Source organism: Kibdelosporangium banguiense, assembly GCF_017876405.1.
Lineage (GTDB): Bacteria > Actinomycetota > Actinomycetes > Mycobacteriales > Pseudonocardiaceae > Kibdelosporangium > Kibdelosporangium banguiense.
On record NZ_JAGINW010000001.1, the window covers coordinates 7203383 to 7220457 of the forward strand.

Sequence of the window (17075 nt, forward strand, 5' to 3'; positions counted from 1 at the left end):
GGAGTCTACGGCCGCAGAGTGAAGTAAACCACTCAGTGCATTTTATGCACTAGTCGGTGTACTTTGGGGGTATGGCCACTCCGATCTCACGTGACAGCCGTGTTCCCGTTCTTGGGCTGGTGCTGCTGGCCACGCCTACCTCGCTTAGTGCGAACACCACCACGACGGTTATCCCTGGACTGGCGCGCGATCTGGGCATCAGTGCCGCTGAGGCGACCTGGGCGGCTACGGCGTTCGGCTGGGGTACAGTCGTTGGAGCTGTCCTTACCGCGACGCTCCTGCGGATTCGTAGCGAGCGAAGCGCCGTTCTTGTCAACGCCGTTCTTGTCCTGTTTGGAACGGTGCTGGTTGTTCTCGCGCCGCAGTTGGGCGTTCTGCTTGGTGGGCGCGCGGCTCAAGCTATGGGTGGCAGTGGCTTGATCATTGTGGCGATCAGCGTCGCGGGTACCACGCGGCGAACCGGCGCCATCACCGCCGGGGTTGGCTTGGTCGGCGCGTTCGGCCCGTTGGCTGGAGCGGCTCTGTCTGGGGTTTCCTGGCGGTTGCCGTTGAGCCTGTCGCTGATCGCCCTGCTCGCCGTGCCTGTCATCCTCAGTCGTGTGTCTGCGGACCGTGGTTCCGGCGCGCAACATGTGGACGTCATAGGCATCGGTCTGGTGGCAGGTTTGGTCAGTGCGCTGGTCTTCATCCCTCGATTTCCGGTTCCCGCACTGGTGGCCGCCGCCGTGGCAGTCGTGCTCCTCGGTCTGCACATCCGCAGGCATCCGGACGGATTCGTCCCGCGGGCCGTGTTGCGATCACGGGTGTTCCTCGTGCTGACGGTGACGATATGCGCGCTGTCGACGTCCTATTTCGTCTCGCTCTACCTGGTGCCCCGGCTTCTGGAATCCGAGTGGTCGGCAAGCCGAATCGGAACGACCATCCTCATCACACTCGCTGCGGGCTCCGTGGCCTCGCTGCTGTTCACGCGATACACAACGCACCTGAGCCCGTCGGTGGTGCGGACTGTGATCACCGGGGCCGGACTGCTCGCCCCGGTTTTGCTGCTGAGTACCTCGTCGCCCAGCGTCGACGCGGCCGCGACCGCCCTCGCCGTGTTCGCGGGAACGGCCGGACTGGCCTGGTATGCAACCAAAGTCGGCAAGGAGGTGCCAGACATGCACCGCGTGACGGCGGTCAACCTGTTCACGTTGTCGTACCAGCTCGGCGGCGCCTTCGGGCCGGCGCTTGTCACCATCATGATGTGACGCCCGGATTCTCTATGGTCGTTGTCGTGAGCCGATCAATGTGGTCCGCGTGGTATGCCGACGCCGGGATGGTGGCGGTTGTCGGAGTGTTGTTCTGGGCCAGTGGCGTCTTCTCCAGCGGGCCGGACCTGGTGCTTGCAGCTGTGCAGATCCTGCCGTTGGCCGTGCGCCGGCGGGCACCGGGGACCGTGCTGGCGGTGGTCACCGTCGCGACGGTCGCCCATATCCTGCTCGGCTTTGGCATGAACATCGGGTACGTGCCGGTGCTACTCGGGATCTATGCAGCTCAAAGCGCGCCGAACGCGTACGTGCGTTCCTGGTTGTGCGCGGGGGCAGGGCTGACGATCAGCTTGGCCATGACCACGATCAAAGGACCGATCAATGGCGGTCTGCTGGTGCTTGCGATCTCAGTCGTGGCGTGGATCCTGGGTGTGGAACGGCAACGACACCTCGCTGACCGTGCGCGTGTCGCCGAGCTGGAGGCCACGCTGAAGCGTGAACGTACGGCGATGCGGCTGCACGACGCGCTGGGCCAATCCACCACAGTGATGTTGGTGCAGGCTGAGGCGTTGCGGACGGCAGGTTCGCTCCAGGCTGACGACCGGCGGCGAGTCGATGCGATTCTCGCCGCCGGACGGGAAGCGATGACACAGGTCAGACGGACCTTGCAGGAGCTGAGGTCAGACGAGTCGGACGACCACGAAGGCGACTTCCCCGCACTCGTGACCCGTCTGACGGACGCAGGGCTCGTCGTGGACGGGTCGATCGAGCTGGGACACCTGCCTCGACCGGCCCGGGTGATGGCCGAACGCGTGCTCGGCGAAGCGTTGACGAACGTCCTACGGCACGCGGGACCCGGTGTCGCGGCCACGGTGAACGTCCGGATCTCCCGCAGTGTGGTGGATATCCGTGTCCGCAATCGTTTCGTCGCGAGTGAGCGGCCCGGCACCGGGTTTGGACTGTCCAGTTTGGATAGTCAGCTGCCCGGTCGGGTGCGCTACGGCCGGAAGGGGCGCTACTGGGTGGTGTATGCGACGGTGCCGCTCACTTTCCCTGATATGTCAGCAGTTCGGACACCGTGACGAAGCGGTAGCCGTCGGCCTTGAGCCGGTCGATGATCGGAGTGACCGCGAGGCGGCTCTGTTCCCGTGCGGCGTACATGCCGTGCAGCAGGATGATCGAACCAGGCCGGACTCGCTGCACGGTGAAGTCCACGATCCGCTCGGCGCTCGCGTCCACATCCGGATAGCTGTTCGGCTCGACGTCCCACATGATCGTCTTGCGGTTGTGCTCGTCCAGGTAGTACGGCAGGGCCAGCAGTTTCTTGCCGTTGGGCGGCCGGAAGGTGATCTCGCCCTGGTAGCCGGCCCGCCGGATCAGCTCGTCGGTGCGTTCCACCTCCCCGGCCACGAAACCCGGCGTCACGAACACCATCCGCTCGTGCGAGTAGGTGTGGTTTCCCAGCTCGTGCCCGGCCTTGACCAGGTCGCGGGCCAGGTCCGGATACTCGGCCATATCCCGGCCGATCAGGTAGAAGGTGGCCGGGACCTGGGCTTTCGCCAGTGCGTCCAGCAACTGCTGGGCACCCGCGGGGTCGGGTCCGTCGTCGAATGTCAGGGCCACGACCTTCTGGGAGGTGTCCACCCGGTCGGTGAGACCGCCGAAGAACTGGAACGTCCGGGCGCTGGACAGGGCCTGCAGCCCGAAGAGGGAAGCCACCAGCACGACGAGGGCGACCAGGCTGATGATCGTCCATTTCCGGGCGCGCCGGGATGAGGGAAGAACTCGCACGCGGATCACCCTGGCCTGTGATCGCGTCCGACGGAAGCAGCGCAGGTACTAGTACCTTCGACACAGCACCGCGGTATCCGGCGGGACGCAGTCACCGACGGGCCCGCTGGCCAGCAGGAGTTCCCCGGGCAGTCCGATCTCCTGATCGCTGGTGTTCAACGCACACGTGATGTCCCCTCGGCGGAACGCCAGAATGTCGCCCGCCAGCCATTCGACAGGCCGTCCGACGAGATGCCTGCGTAGAGCGATCGCCTTGCGGTACAAGGAAAGCGTCGAGTCGTCGGCCTCGCTCTGGGCAGTCACGGTGAGTGTGGACCAGCCGGCGGGCTGAGGCAGCCAGGACCGGCCGGTGGGGGAGAAACCGAAGCTCGGGCTGTCGTCCCACGGCATCGGCACGCGTACGCCGTCGCGCCCGCCCGGGTCGCGGCCGTCGCTGATCTCCACGTCCGGCAGCCCGAGTTCCTCACCCTGATAGATCCACGCCGAGCCGGGCAATGCGAACGTGATCAGGGCTTTCGCGCGTGCCCGGGTCAGTCCGTACCGGCTGGCCACGCGTTGCAGGTCATGGCTACCCAGCAACCACGTCGGCAATGCTCCGACTTTGCCCAGCGCCGTGACCGCGTTGATCGCAGTGTCCTTCAACTCCTCCCAGGGCGCTACGACCCAGTCGAACTGGAACACCTGATGCAGTTGACCAGGCTTGACACGTTCAGCGATGCGCTCAGGCGTGCCCCAGAGCTCACCGATCGCGACGCCGTCGTACGAGTCGAGGATCTTGCGCCAGCGGTGGTGGATGGCCTCGATCTCCGGCCGGTCCCAGTGCGGGTGGATCCCCTCGCCGATCTCTGCGTAGTCCGGGTCCTTGGCCAGGCCGCCTGCCACGTCGATCCGGACTCCGGCGAACCCGCGGTCCAGCCAGAACCGCAGAGTCCGGTCGAAGTCCTCGGCGACAACCGGGCTGGCCCAGTTCAAGTCCGGCTGGTGTGGGGCGAACAGGTGCAGATACCACTGATTGTCCGGAGCCTGGGTCCACGCCGTGCCGCCGAACATGGACTGCCATGTGTTCGGCGGCTGCGGCATGAAGTGATACCGGTCGGTCAGCCCCGCCCGGAACCATGGATGCTCGACCGAGGTGTGGTTGGGCACCACGTCCGCCAGCAGCCGCAGACCCATCCGGCCCGCCTCGGCCACCAGTGTGGACACGTCTGACATCGTGCCGGACAAGGGATCCACGGCCCGGTGGTCGCTGATGTCGTAGCCGTAGTCGGCCTGCGGCGACGGATAGAACGGTGAAATCCACACCACGTCAGCGCCCAGGTCCCGCGGATGGTCGAGGCGGGCCAGCAGACCTGGGAGGTCGCCTATCCCGTCGCCGTTGGAGTCACGGTAACTGCGCAGGTAGACGTGGTAACCGACGGCCTCGCGCCACCAGGTCACCGGGGGATCAGCTCGATCAGCGACACCGACGGCATCGGCAGTGTGAAGAACAGTTCGACGTCCTCGTGCACCTCCAGGTCCGTACCGATGCGGTCAAGCTGGTCGGCCGACTGCAACTGCGTCCACTGTTGCTCTGTCGGCCAGGCGGACCCATTGCCGAGCTGGGCCCACTTGGCTGCGATGTTGGAGTGGTGTTCGTCGACGCGGTGATGACACAGCTGGTATGCGCCCGTCAGTCCGGTGAAACGCACTCGGATCATACGGTTCAGCGGCCGGTGTCCAGCCACTTTGGACTGATCGAGCGTGCCGTTCCACACCGCGAGCGTGACCCTGCCGTCAGGGTCCCGGCCGGCCCAGCTCTCGACCAGGGATCCGGCGCCGTCGCCCGACTGGTCGATCCGCACTTCCCGCTCACCCAGACGGTCCAGCATCGACAGCGCCCAGAACCGGGGTTTGGCGAGGTTGCCGACGGTACGCAGGCCGAACCCGCCGTGCAGCAACGACTCCGGACGCCCGAGTTCCTCGAAGTGATCCGAGACCACCCAGTAGGACAACGCGTCGATCCGGCCGGCCGCGGACCGCATTCCCCGCGCGAGGAAGGCCGCGGACAACACAGAGTCGTTGACCGGGTGGAAATGCCGCGGGCTGACACCCCATTCGGTCCACCACACGGGAATCCCGCCCCGGCCGTGGCGTTCCAGTTGCGGCCGGACATCCAGCGGCGGACTGCCGTAGGTGTGCGTGGACACGAAATCCACCGGTGTCGCCGGATCGATCGTGGAGAGCATCTCGTCGATCTGGCCCGCGGCAGCCGAAGCGGGGCCGCCGACCGGCAACGAGGGGTCGACATCTTTCACCGCTCGGGCCGTCACTTCGTAGAGTTGCCAGAACTCGGCGGGGGTGCCGCTCCAGAACACGTCCAGGTTGGACTCGTTCCAGACCTCGAAACCCCACTCCCTGACCTCGGCCAGGCCGTACCGGTCGACGAGATGGGTGACCAGGGCCCGGATCAAGGCCGCCCACCGGTCCCAGTCCTTCGGTGGGGAGATGATCGCCTGATAGTGGAAGACCGTTCTGGCAGGGTCCGCCGCCAGATCCCTGGGCATGAAGGACAACTCGACCACCGGCCGCAGGCCAAACTCCAGCACCAGGTCGTAGACCCGGTCGACGTCGGTGAAATCGTGCACCGGTTCGCCGTCGATCTCCCGGTACACGCCCAGGTCGTCACACAGAATCCCGTGCGCCCGAACGGATTTCACGCCGAAATGATCCTGCGCGGCGACCAGCGCGGCAGTCAGTTCCCTGCCGATCGGCCGGCCGCCTGTCGTGTCGGTGCTCAGCAGGTGTGACAGGTGTTCCGAGCCGATCATCGGCCGCCAAGGTCGCATGAGCTCGCCGATGTCGGCATCCGCGTGCACGGTCATCTCGATCTCGCCCGGCCCGTTTTCGGCTGCCGTGGCGGAAACCGGCTCGGAGCGCGGCCCGATCGCGTCGACCGCAACGAGTGTGGCGACCGCGTACCAGTATTCCGTTCCCGGTACTCCGGTTGTGTCGCAGTAAGGCGGATGCGGTACGGCAAGAACGTCGAGCCCTTGGTGATCGACCGGATCGAACGGGCCGCCAGGCCGGTCGGCGCGGTAGACTTGGTATCCGCACGCGCCGTCAACCGGATCCCAGTCGATGGTCACCTGGGCCCGCCCGCCGGCGGCCGTCACATTCGCCGGCGGGCGCAGGGGTTTCAGGTCGAGATGACTTGCTGTCACTGCTGTTGCCTTCCGATGGCGAACTCCTCGATGGCCAGCAACGGCCGGATGGTGCGTTCGATCTCGCCCCGGCTGAAGGCGGTCCGGATCACCTCACCGGCCAGGTCGTTGCCGATCGCGCCGAGCACCATCGCCTGGTCCAGTGACAGGTACCGGTCGGCCACCTTGCCGCTGCGCACGGCCACCGAGTCCTTGAAGCCGCCTGGGCCGTACACAGCGAAGTCCCGCTTCAGCTTCGCGAGGTTCGACAGTGCCGCTTGTTCGGCATAGGGGAGTGCGAGGAACACGGCGTGCGGGGTGACCACGCCGTCGCCCCACTTCGTTGGCGCGGGACCGGGCGGGCGGCAGTCGCCGAAGCCGTAGTCCACCTTCGTGCCTTCGATGTCCGACGGATATCCGTTGGGGTCCATGCCGAGCGGCGGCGCGCCATACGCGTTGTAGCCGCCGAAGGGATTGCTGGCGGGGGAGAAGCCCCAGTAGCCGTACTTCGCTTCTGTCAAGCCATGTTCGATCTGGCCTTGTACGTACGGCCCGTGGTTGCGTCCCCAACTCCTAGGCGCCCAACGCTCTTCCGGGACGAACAACGCAGGCATCAGGGCCTCGAACATGTCGCCGCCCCACGTCGGCACGAACTGCTTGCCGCGGTAGGAGTAAACGCCTTCGAACACCGGAACACCAAGGTACGTGCGCCGCACGCCGGTCGGCTTCTGCTTGAGCCAGGCCCAGTCACATGTATCCGGGAACGTCCGGTAGGTGCCGAAGTAGTGCTCGCGGGGAATCTGGCCCAGCGCGATGCCGATGTAACTCGCTATTCTGGGTTCTGTATTCAGAATGTCATAGTGGTTGCAGGTGTAGTAGACGTCCTTGTCGGCCACCGAGCAGCCCGGTGGTTTCTCCGGCCAGAACCCGCCACGCAACTGACCGGCCGGGAAGTCCTCGCCGCGCGATTTGGGGTCGTAGTAGAAGCCGAAATTCATACCGTACAGCAGCTTCTCGGCCTTGCTGCGGGCCGGCGGCTCGGACGTCCGCACGACCATCAGCGCCGCGGCCAGCCATCCGTTGTCCACACTGGACAGGAACGGGTACACCGGACTGCCGTCCTCCGGCCAGATCCGCAGGACCTCGCCGGTGGCCGGGTCGTACCAGTTGAAGAACATGCCAGTGGCAGTGTGCCGGGGCAGCCGGGCCAGGGTGTCCAAGGTGGACCCGATCCGGGTGCTCGCCTCCCGCCGGCCGATGATGCCCAGCTCACGGGCGACGACCGTACTCCACAGGTAGCCGCCGATGTTCGTGGGTGAGGTGTACTTGCTGCGGCTGGCCGGTGCCAGGTCACCGCCGATGTTGTCGGCGGGAAGCCCGGTGCCCGGGTCCACCATCGCGGTGAACGAACGCCAGGTGTCCACGGCATAACTGTGTAACACACCGTGATACGGGGCCGGGCGATCTGAGGCCAGGGCGGCTGTCGGCGTGAAGAACAACGCGACAGCTGCGAGCAATGCCACGATTCTCATGCTGTCATCCCGTCATTTGAAGCCCGTTGTGGCGATTCCTTGCGTGAAGTGCTTCTGCAGTGCGACGAACAGCACCAGGACCGGTACGACGACCACGACCGCGCCCGCCAGCAGCAGCCCGTATTCGATGCTGTTCTGGCCGACGGAGTACAGCGCCAGCGCGACCGGCATGGTGTACATGTCCTCGGTCTGCGCGACCACCAACGGCCACAGGAAGTTGTTCCAGGAACTCAGGAAAGTGATGATGCCGAGCGTGGCCAGGGCCGGACCGCACAACGGCAGCACGATCCCGGCGAAGATCCTCGGCTCGCCCGCGCCGTCGACCCGGGCCGCGTCGATCAGCTCGTCCGGCAGGTCGCCGATGAACTGCCGCATCAGGAACACACCGACCGGCTGGACCAGGAACGGCAGGATCAGCCCCGCGTAGCTGTTGGCCATCCCGGCATTGCTGACCAGGATGAAAAGCGGCACGAAGGTGACCATGCCCGGCACCATCAGCATGCCCATCACCAGGCCGAACAGCAGCCGACGGCCGCTGAAGGAGATCTTGGTCAGGACGTAGCCGAGCATCGAGCAGAACACCAGGTTGCCCAACGTCACCGCGACCGCCACCAGGACCGAGTTCGTCAGGTATGTCGTCAGGTCAAGACGTCGGAACAGTTCGGCGTAGTGCTCGCCGGTGTAGCTCTCCGGCAGCCAGGTCGGTGGCGAGCTGTTGATCTCGCGGTCCGGTTTGACCGAGCTGACCAGCATCCACAGGAACGGCGAGACCACGGCGACCAGCCCGATCGTCAGGATCAGGTAGACCCACCAGTGGCCCTTGCGGGACCTCAGTCGAGTGGCCATGGCGTCACGTCTTGGGCCGCAGCAGCCGGAACTGCAGCACGGTCAGTGCGACGATCACTGAGAACAGCACGTAACTCATCGCCGCGGCGTATCCGTAGTTGCCGAAACCGAACTGGTTGTAGATGTAGTAGGACACCGTGAGTGTGCGATCCAGTGGCGTGCCCTGGGTCATCACGAACGGCTCCTCGAACACCTGCAGGTATCCGATCCCGGTGATCACCGCGGCGAACAGCATGGTGGGCCGCAGCATGGGCAACGTGATGCTGCGTAGCCGTTGCCACGGCCCGGCTCCGTCGATCTCCGCCGCTTCGTACAGCGAGCGCGGAATGCCCTGCAGCCCGGCCAGGAAGATGACCATCAGCGTGCCCATACCGCGCCACGCGGCCATCACGATCAGGCTGGGCAGTGCCAGATTCTCGTCGGCCAGCCAATGCGGACCGTTGATGCCCACCAGCCTCAGCAGGCCGTTGACCATCCCGCTGTCCGGATGCAGCAGGAACCGCCACACCACCGCGATGGCCACGATGCTTGTGACGACCGGCAGGTAGTAGCCCACCCGGAACACCGTCCGGAATCGTGTGATCCCGCGATCGATGCCCAGCGCGACCGCCAGGGCGAGCACGATCGTCAACGGGACTCCGATCACCACGAACTGGATGGTGTTCCACGCCGCCTGGATGAACCGTGAGTCGGTGAACAGCTGCGCGTAGTTGTCCAGCCCGATGAAGCCCACGCTCAACGGTGTGCGCAGGTCGGTGCTGCGGATGTCGGTGAGGCTCATGCCCAGCGAGGCCAGTACCGGCCCGGCCATGAAGACCAGGAACAGCACCGCGAAGGGCAGTGCGAACGTCCAGCCGACCACGGTCCGGTGAGTGGCCCGGGAGACCATGCTCAGTTCCCGGTGCCGATCGAGGTCGCGGTGGCCTGCATGGTTTTCAGCACGTCGGCGGCGGGGCTGCCCTTGGCCGCCTGTTCGAGCCCGCCGTCGATGGCGGCGGCCACCTGTTCCCACGTCGGGATGGCGGGCGGTGCCTTGGCGACCTTCAACTGCCGGGCGAAGACCTGCAGCTTCTCATCGCCGGACAGTTTCGGGTCCTGCCAGGCGGCCTGTACCGCGGGCGGATCGGCCTGGATGGCGAACCACTCCGCCTGCACCTGCGGCCGGCTCAGGTACTGGACGAACTTCCAGGCACCGTCGGCGTTCTTGGCGCCCTTGAACACCACAAGGTTGCCGCCACCGGCGAAACCGGCCGCCGAGTCGCCCTTGGGCAGTTCGACCACATCGTACTTGGACTCGAACTCGGCGCCGCCCTGCTTGGTCAGCAACGAGCGGTGATACGAGCCGGAGATGAACGAGCCGATCTTGCCGCTGACGAAGTCCGCTTCGATCTGGCCGGGCAGGGCCCGGTCGTTGGCCGACAGCCCCGCCTTGTGGAACGACGTGTAGTACTCCAGCGCCCGGCGCATCTGCGGAGTGTCCAATGTGAACTTCCCGGTATCGTCGACCAGGTTGCCACCCGCCTGCCAGCCGAACGGCATGAACGTCTGCCAGCCGCCGGTACCGACCGCCTGCAGGTAGATCCCGTGCTGCGCACCGCCTTTCTCCTGCAGTGCCTGGGTGAAGGACTTCAGTTCGTCCCAGGTCGTGGGTGGTTTGACGTTGGCCCTCTCGGCCATGTCCTTGCGGTAGAAGAAGGCACGCGTGTCGGCGTACCAGGGCACGCCGTAGGACTTGCCGCCGATCTCGGTGGTGGACCACAGCCCTGGGAAGAAAGCATTGCGGTCGAAGGCGGACGGTGTGGTCCGCAGTGCGCCCGTCTTGGCGAACTCGCCCATCCAGGTAGTGCCGATCAGGCTGATGTCCGGGGTCTGACCGGCCGCGATGGCGTTGGCGATCTTGTTGTGCGCGCCGTCCCACGGCACCGGCGTGACCTTGACCTTGGCTTCGGGATTCTCCCGTTCGAACCCGGCGGCGAGCTTGCCGAGGTTCTCGCCTTCGCCGCCCATCGCCCACACGGTGATCTCGCCGGTCGCCTTGCCCTGGCTGATCTCGCCGGCCTGCTCGGGCGGTGCGCCGCTTTGCGGCTCACGGCCGCAGGCGGCGGTGGCTAACAACGCAGCGGTCAGAACTATCAGGTGGAATCGGCACCTCACTGTGCTCCTCCTTAAGAATGCCCCCCACAGCTGTTTCGAATCAGCACTTCGGTCGGCAGCACGCGGTGAATCAGCTCGGTCCGGGCACCGCTGATCCGTTCGTCCAGCGCGGCGGCTGCCTGCGCGCCGAGCTCACGCATCGGCTGGCGCACGGTTGTCAGCGCGGGTCTCGCGTACCGCGCGGCCATGATGTCGTCCCATCCGGTGATGGCGACCTGGACGTCCAGCTCCTCGGCGGCGAGCATCGCGCCGAGCGCGACCTCGTCGTTGAAACACACCAACGCGTCCGGGCGGTTGGAACCTCGCAGCAACTCGCTCGCGGTGTCGTGACCCGCCTGTTCGTCGGCGCCGCAGACTGCGATGTTCCGTCGTCTTTTGGCCTCCCGCAACGCTTTCGACACGCCCGCCCAGCGTCCGGCCGCGTCCGCGGAACCGTTCGGGTCGCCGAGGTAGACCACGCGGCGATGACCGTGGTCGAGCAGATGCCGGGTGAGCTGGTAGGCGCTCTGCTCGTTCTCAGTGTTGATCACGTCGGCACCCTGCACCGCCGGCCTGCCGAGCAGCACCACCGGAATACCGGTGGCCACGACCTCGCCGATCACGTCGTCGGGCACGGTCCGGCCGAACAACACCATCCCGTCCACGCGATCGGCCAACGACAATACGGCCTGCGCCGCGTCCACGCGGTCTCTTGTGGACAGGATCAGCACGGACCGGCCGCGTTCGGCGGCCACTTCCTCGTAGCCGAGCACCACCTCGGTGTAGAACGGCCCGGACAGGTCCGGGAAGACGATCCCGTTGGCGGCGTGCTTGCGTTCGGCCAGCGCGACGCCAAGCCGGCTGGGTCGGAACCTCAGCTCGGCCACGGCTTTGCGGACGCGCTGTTCGGTGGCGGGCGCGACCGGCTGCGTCCCGCGCAGTACCCGGGACACGGTGGCGGGCGAGACCTTCGCCCGCTCGGCGACGTGATAGATGGTCACGCCCGGCCCGGTTTCCTCGGTGATCGGCTTGGAAACCGGTTTCACAACCGCTTTCATGAGTCGGACCCTGCCACAATGCCCAGGCTGGGTAAAGACTTCACCCGAAATAGACAGCATTCAGGTGCTCGATCACCTGGTCACCGGCGATGTCACCAGGAGTGACTACTCACCACGCAGCGCGGCTTCCAGTCGTTGCATGGCATCCGGCGGGAGGCGTCCGCCATCGCGCAGAGTCTCGTTGACGATGGTGCGGAACGTCTCGGAGAAGCGGGCGTAGTGCGGCGTGACGGGCCGAGGCCGGGCGTCCGAGATGGCGGCCAGCAACTCCTTGGCATACGGCCGCAGCCGCTGCAATTCGGCGTCCAGGTAGACGACCTGTCGGGTGGCCGCGAACCCACCGCGTTCGAACAGGATCTGCTGGCTGCGCGGGCCGGTCAGGAACTCGATCAACGCCTTGGCCGCGCGTGGCTTCTTGCTTTTCTTGGACACAGCCAGGTTCTGGCCACCCAGCACGCTCGGTCCCGGCAACGTCGTGACTTTGAAGAACGCCTCCTGCCCGGCTTCGTCCGAGGACAGCCGTTGCAGGGCGCGGTAGGCCACCGGCCAGTTGCGCATGTACAGCGCCTTGCCCTCGCCGAAGGCCGCTGTGCTCCTGGTCTCGTCCTGGTTGCGGGCGTCCGGCATGATCACCTGGGGAACGGCCTCGCGCAGACCGTCCGCCAGCTGGCGCAGCCCGGTGCGGGCCTCGGGAGAGTCGATCACCACATCGCCCCCCTCGTCGACGACCTCGCCGTTGGCCGCCCAGACCGCCTCAAGGGCGTTGACCACAAGGCCTTCGTAGTCGTCCAGTTGGGCGGTGTATCCGGCGACCAACCGATTGTCATGCGCCTCGCTGAACACCCGGCGGGTCTCGGTGACGATGTCGCCCCACTTGGCCGGCGCCTTGAGGTGCTTCTGGTAGTACATCAGGCCCGCGTCGGTGTTGAACGGCAACCCCCAGAGCTCGTCCTGGTAGCGGCAGGTCCTCAGTGGCCCTTCCAGAAAACCGGAGGTGTCCACGTCCTCCAGCGCGACGATGTAGTCGCGGGCAGCGAACTCCGCCATCCACGTGACGTCCAAGTTGTACACGTCCGCGGCCTGGTCCGGCGCCTGGGCACGGGCGACCATCTCGCTGTACTGGTCGTCAGCGCCGATCGGCAACTCCTCGATGCGCGCCGGGTTGTTCGGGTTGAGCTGGTTCCACTGGTTGACCAGCTCCTGGCGCTGGCCGCCGTTGCTCTGGTCCTTGCCCGACAGGATGACCAGCTCGCCCTTCTCCAGCTTGCCTGCCTGCCCACCGGCCGGCACGACGAAGTATGTGAGCAGTGCTATCGCGATGGCGCCGAACGCCGAACCCAGCCAGAATCTCCGCATCTCACACCCCTCGCAGCAGTTCGGCCAGGTCGGCGGTCAACGAGCTGATGCCTGCCTGCCGGCAACCGCCGCCGGTTTTGGTCGTCACGTCGGTCAACGCCTGCGTCGCGCAACTGGCCTCACCGAACGCCAGCACCAGGACGCGTACCCCGGCCTGTTCCAGTAACTGTTGTGGTGCAACGTCATTGACGTTGTCCGCGCCGTCGGTGACCACGACGAGAACACCATCCCGGCCGACGGTCTGCATGCCTTTCAGGATCGCCCGGTACTGCGGTGTGTTGCCCGCGGGGCTGACCGCGGCCAGGGAGTCGCGGGTGACCGGGACGATCCCCAAGGTCGCGGAGAACACGTTGAGCGATACCTCGGCGCGCTGAGCGAGCTGGTCATAGGCAGCGTGCACGGCGGCTGTGGTGAGCGCGAACCTGGTGTCGCGGCCGACTCGCTCCCGCATCGATCCCGATGCGTCCACCGAGATCAGGACCTTGCCGGTCTGTTTGGCCTTGTCCCGGATCGCCAGCATTGAATCGCGCACAGCGGGCGGTGGGTTGGCCATGGTGACATAGGTTTGCGGGGCGCCGGGCACCACCCCGTTGGCCTTGGTCAGCGGCAGCCGCACTGTCATGGCCGGCGGCCGCAACCGACCACTGATCAAGGCACTGCGGCCCTCGGTGCTGGTCAGCCACGCCCCGAACTCAGCGGCCGCCTTCTTCTGCTCCTCGCTCTGCGCGCTGTCCGGCCAGGTCAGCTGGGCGAACGGCAGATCGAGCCGGTGGGTGTCGATCGGGTAGAACGCCAGCAGGCAGCCCTCCGGGCCGTTCTCGGCGTCGCAGCCCCGGCCGTTGCGGCCGCGTACCGCCTCGTTGAACTCCACCAGCTCCTGCTCGGACATGACCATCGGCCGGGCGTCCTTGCCGAGTTCTCGTTGCCTGCGCATCAGTTCAGGACCGGTCCCGCCGACCGGGAACCGGCCCGCGGCGGAGGTGGCGTCCACCCAGTGCTCGAAATCCCGTGCGGGCGCTGGGTTCTCGGCCAGCCCGACGCCGCTGTTCTCGCTGGTGTAGATCGCGACCGTGCCGAAATCGCCCACTGTGGACACCTCGGGCGCCGGCCGGATCAGACCAAGGCCCTTGGCGCGCAGGTTGCGCACCAGTGTCGCCCAGCGCCGGCCCTGCCACTCGGGATCGTCCTGCTTGATCCCGGCACTGGCCGGCATGCCCAGGACAATCGGGGTGGTCGCGATGGAGTCGATGACCTGCATGTCCGGGCCGAATCCGGAGACCTCGCGGCGATGGCGCAACTCGTCGACGTGCACTTTGGCGTCCGGCAGCCAGATGTCCGGGCGCGGGCCGTGATCAGACAGGTATTCCGGGCTCCAGCCGGCCGCCAGGCCCTCGCGTGCCTTGCGCGGGGACGGGGCGTAGACATGCAGTTCGGCCGGGCGGCAGTCCAGGTTCTTCTCGGCCGCCACGCGTTCGAACTCGTCGGCCAGGCCCCGGTAGATCGTCAGCAGCTCGGGCGTGGTCATCACCCGGACCTCGGCCGGATGCGGACAGCCGAGGAACATCTTGTTGACAAAGTTGATCATCGGCCGGCCGGCCGCCAGGGCGATCCCGACGAGCATCGCGACCACTGTCAGCGTCACGACAGCGGTCTTGACCATCAGGGCGATGGTCGTCGGCGGGATCCCCATGATCCATTTCCAGAACGCGCTGGATCCGTGGCTGGCCAGGAACGTCAGCCCGGCGACACTCGCCAGGAAGATCGCCCACGGCCAGAACCCGGCCGGCGGCTGGATGACCACGATCGTCCCGACTGTGCACGCGGCAGACAGCAGCCAGGCGACCTTCCATGGCACCTTGTGGTCCTGCCGTGCCGGGTCGTCCTCTTGCGCCGGACTCGGCCCGCTCATCGTCGACCGGTCACCTCCCCGGCATCGAACCTAGGCGGCCCGCAAGATCGTTGTGGCGGGTTGGGCCGGATTCACTCTGCGGGAGTAACGACAATTCAGCTTGCCGGGGCTGGTTTGATGCGGGGTGAGGAGTCTGTGTGCAGTGAGCGGGGGCGTCATGCCGGACTGGTTACCGGCCAAACTGGCCGACACCTGGATACCCGAGATCATCGACCGGATCCGGGCCCAGTGGGTGCTGCATGCGGTGTTCTGGCCGTGCTTCGCCCTGACCGCGGTACCGATCACGCTGCGGAACTGGCAGGTCGGTACGCCGTTCGTGCTGGCTGTGGTGTTGATCGTGGTGTGGACAGCCCGGGCGGGCCTGGCGGGCGTGCACACGGTCGTCTGGTGGCCGGGTGCGGCTTTCATGCTGTTCGTGGCGTTGATCCTGGGCGGTTTCCAGGCCAGGCTCGACCAGGGTTTCAACCTGACCGGGGGGCGGCTGGTCGTTTTCCTGGTGTTCCTGGTCTGCGTGGCGTCGTTCAGCGGACTTCTGGCCGCCATCGACCGCGACCGGCGACGCAGACTGCTGTCCGAAGACGCTCCGGATACCGGGGAACTGCCGGCGCAACCCAAGGCGGAGCTCCGGCTGACGGTCATGAAGCTGTGGGTCGCCACCATGGCGATGATCGCTCTGCAGGCTTACACCGCCGCGACCGTGTGCATGATCGCGTTGTGGATGCGCGGACGGGTGACAGCGATACTTGCCGGTATCAGTTCGATGCTGCTGGTGCTCGTCACCTTTCAAGGTGGCGAGATTCTCATCGAGACCGATCCGCTGGAGATCGCTGTCGGGCTGCTGGCCGGATACCAATGGTTCCGCGCCGCCTTCCGGCCGTGGTGGCGGCGTGGCACCTTTCAGTGATGCCGTTTGTGCCGCTGCGGGTGCTGGATCTGGTCGCTGGAGACACGGGGGCGTAGCTTCTCGCGATTCGCGCACTGTTCCTGGCCGGGGCAGCTGCGCAGCAACGACACCACCGGTGGTGCCGTGATCACGGCAGGCGGGTGCGTGGCACGGCCTGGCCACTGGATCGAGATCGCCATCGAGGAGGAGTTGTTGTCGTAGTTGGTCTCGTGCAGTGTCCGGTTCGAGTTGACCGTGTTGACCAGGTCGTACGTGCCCGATGGCACCCGGGTGATGTCGAGCCACTGGAAGTCGACGTCGTACAGGTAGTCGTCACCGCTGCCGACCGAGATGCCGACCTTCACCTCGGTGACCGACGGGTCCTTCTGGGCGCACATGTTGTCGCGCAGGTACATCGACAGGCGATGCTCGGGACTGTTGTTGTCCCGCACCGCATTGGGCAACGTGTGTGCGTCGCCGACCCGGTATCGGTCGCCCAGGCAGAAACCGTTCTTCCGGTCTGTGACCACGGTTCCGCCGCGCGGGGTGCGCAGCTGCATGCGTTCGAAGCCCATCAGGTGCCAGTGCTGGTGCATCGGTGCGGGCTCGTAGTACATCGAGTTCTGCGTCTGCTGGCGGGCTTCGGCGTACGAGTCCGGGATCGGTCCGTGGCGTCCGGCCTGGAATCCCTGGCGGACGTGCATTGTGGACTCACCGGGATCGCGGTGGCCGAACAACAGCAGCGGGCCGTCGCCGATGTTGTCCTCCGCGGTGGTGAAACGCAGCCGGACGGCGCCGATGTTCCCGGAGCGGATGCACTCGCCGTTCGGGGCGCTCGCGTCGGCGACCATGCAGACGTCCCAGTCGCGGCACTCGCTCGGGTCGCCGAGGTATCCGCCGAAGCAGCCCGGCGGCGCCTGCCACAGATCGGGCAGCAGCAGCGGCTCACCTGCGGTCGCCGGCGGGATCACCACCATCCCGGCCAACACAGCCAGCACAGCCAACGCACCCGCGACCCACGTCCTGCCCATGTGGCCACACCCTAGTGATCTTGGGTACTGGCAGGTCCGACATGGACACAAGATGTACCCGGCCGGGTGACAATTAGTCCCCGATGGGTTGATTGTTCGAGTTGAGTGCT

At 66.3% G+C, this 17075-nt stretch carries 14 protein-coding genes; 3 read left to right on the forward strand and 11 right to left on the reverse strand.

Features of this window, described 5'->3' with window-relative positions; all coding sequences use genetic code 11:
* The first annotated feature begins 71 nt into the window (after nucleotides 1-71).
* The gene (locus tag JOF56_RS33375) at nucleotides 72-1247 is read left to right on the forward strand and encodes an MFS transporter (protein WP_209643424.1); all 1176 of its coding nucleotides are present in this window, start codon (nucleotides 72-74) and stop codon (nucleotides 1245-1247) included.
* 26 nt (nucleotides 1248-1273) lie between these two features.
* Nucleotides 1274-2329 carry a sensor histidine kinase gene (locus tag JOF56_RS58425; protein ID WP_209643425.1) on the forward strand — a complete coding sequence of 352 codons (1056 nt, stop codon included), beginning with the start codon at nucleotides 1274-1276 and terminating at the stop codon, nucleotides 2327-2329.
* Here JOF56_RS58425 and JOF56_RS33385 read toward each other — a convergent pair.
* The 10 genes from JOF56_RS33385 to JOF56_RS33430 all read right to left on the reverse strand — a co-directional run bounded on the left by JOF56_RS33385 (nucleotide 2292) and on the right by JOF56_RS33430 (nucleotide 15051).
* Nucleotides 2292-3038 (reverse strand): polysaccharide deacetylase family protein, encoded by a 747-nt coding sequence (locus JOF56_RS33385; RefSeq protein ID WP_209643426.1) that lies wholly within the window; start codon nucleotides 3036-3038, stop codon nucleotides 2292-2294. The two genes, JOF56_RS58425 and JOF56_RS33385, sit on opposite strands and share 38 nt — an antisense overlap.
* A gap of 48 nt (nucleotides 3039-3086) precedes the next feature.
* On the reverse strand, nucleotides 3087-4475 hold the full coding sequence (locus tag JOF56_RS33390; protein ID WP_209643427.1) for an alpha-amylase family glycosyl hydrolase: 1389 nt from the start codon (nucleotides 4473-4475) through the stop codon (nucleotides 3087-3089).
* Nucleotides 4472-6238 (reverse strand): GH39 family glycosyl hydrolase, encoded by a 1767-nt coding sequence (locus JOF56_RS33395; RefSeq protein ID WP_209643428.1) that lies wholly within the window; start codon nucleotides 6236-6238, stop codon nucleotides 4472-4474. Before JOF56_RS33395 ends, JOF56_RS33390 begins: the two co-directional genes overlap by 4 nt.
* Complete coding sequence (locus JOF56_RS33400; protein WP_209643429.1) at nucleotides 6235-7749, reverse strand: glucoamylase family protein; 1515 nt, start codon at nucleotides 7747-7749, stop codon at nucleotides 6235-6237. The genes JOF56_RS33395 and JOF56_RS33400 overlap by 4 nt, the downstream gene beginning before the upstream one ends.
* A gap of 12 nt (nucleotides 7750-7761) precedes the next feature.
* Nucleotides 7762-8595 (reverse strand): carbohydrate ABC transporter permease, encoded by an 834-nt coding sequence (locus JOF56_RS33405; protein WP_209643430.1) that lies wholly within the window; start codon nucleotides 8593-8595, stop codon nucleotides 7762-7764.
* Nucleotides 8596-8599: 4 nt separating this feature from the next.
* On the reverse strand, nucleotides 8600-9484 hold the full coding sequence (locus tag JOF56_RS33410) for a carbohydrate ABC transporter permease (protein ID WP_209643431.1): 885 nt from the start codon (nucleotides 9482-9484) through the stop codon (nucleotides 8600-8602).
* Nucleotides 9485-9486: 2 nt separating this feature from the next.
* Nucleotides 9487-10749: a sugar ABC transporter substrate-binding protein gene (locus JOF56_RS33415; RefSeq protein ID WP_209643432.1), complete on the reverse strand. Its 1263-nt coding sequence runs from the start codon at nucleotides 10747-10749 to the stop codon at nucleotides 9487-9489.
* Between the two features lie 11 nt (nucleotides 10750-10760).
* Nucleotides 10761-11786, reverse strand: a complete 1026-nt coding sequence (locus JOF56_RS33420) for a LacI family DNA-binding transcriptional regulator (RefSeq protein ID WP_209643433.1) — start codon at nucleotides 11784-11786, stop codon at nucleotides 10761-10763.
* Between the two features lie 105 nt (nucleotides 11787-11891).
* Nucleotides 11892-13142: an extracellular solute-binding protein gene (locus JOF56_RS33425; protein ID WP_209643434.1), complete on the reverse strand. Its 1251-nt coding sequence runs from the start codon at nucleotides 13140-13142 to the stop codon at nucleotides 11892-11894.
* Between the two features lies 1 nt (nucleotide 13143).
* A complete protein-coding gene (locus JOF56_RS33430) occupies nucleotides 13144-15051 on the reverse strand; it encodes a vWA domain-containing protein (protein WP_209643435.1) in 1908 nt (635 codons plus the stop codon).
* Between the two features lie 142 nt (nucleotides 15052-15193).
* Here JOF56_RS33430 and JOF56_RS33435 point away from each other — a divergent pair, with 142 nt between their 5' ends.
* A complete protein-coding gene (locus JOF56_RS33435; RefSeq protein WP_209643436.1) occupies nucleotides 15194-15955 on the forward strand; it encodes a hypothetical protein in 762 nt (253 codons plus the stop codon).
* Here JOF56_RS33435 and JOF56_RS33440 read toward each other — a convergent pair.
* Nucleotides 15949-16965, reverse strand: coding sequence for a lysyl oxidase family protein (locus JOF56_RS33440; RefSeq protein ID WP_245378494.1), 1017 nt, complete (start codon nucleotides 16963-16965; stop codon nucleotides 15949-15951). The two genes, JOF56_RS33435 and JOF56_RS33440, sit on opposite strands and share 7 nt — an antisense overlap.
* Nucleotides 16966-17075 lie beyond the last annotated feature (110 nt).

Coding starts and splice junctions, on each gene's coding strand:
- JOF56_RS33375 (WP_209643424.1), top strand. CDS start 72: ATGGCCACTCCGATCTCACGTGACAGCCGTGTTCCCGTTCTTGGGCTG.
- JOF56_RS33400 (WP_209643429.1), bottom strand. CDS start 7,749: ATGAGAATCGTGGCATTGCTCGCAGCTGTCGCGTTGTTCTTCACGCCG.
- JOF56_RS33405 (WP_209643430.1), bottom strand. CDS start 8,595: ATGGCCACTCGACTGAGGTCCCGCAAGGGCCACTGGTGGGTCTACCTG.
- JOF56_RS33410 (WP_209643431.1), bottom strand. CDS start 9,484: ATGGTCTCCCGGGCCACTCACCGGACCGTGGTCGGCTGGACGTTCGCA.
- JOF56_RS33420 (WP_209643433.1), bottom strand. CDS start 11,786: ATGAAAGCGGTTGTGAAACCGGTTTCCAAGCCGATCACCGAGGAAACC.
- JOF56_RS33425 (WP_209643434.1), bottom strand. CDS start 13,142: ATGCGGAGATTCTGGCTGGGTTCGGCGTTCGGCGCCATCGCGATAGCA.
- JOF56_RS33430 (WP_209643435.1), bottom strand. CDS start 15,051: ATGAGCGGGCCGAGTCCGGCGCAAGAGGACGACCCGGCACGGCAGGAC.
- JOF56_RS33440 (WP_245378494.1), bottom strand. CDS start 16,965: ATGGGCAGGACGTGGGTCGCGGGTGCGTTGGCTGTGCTGGCTGTGTTG.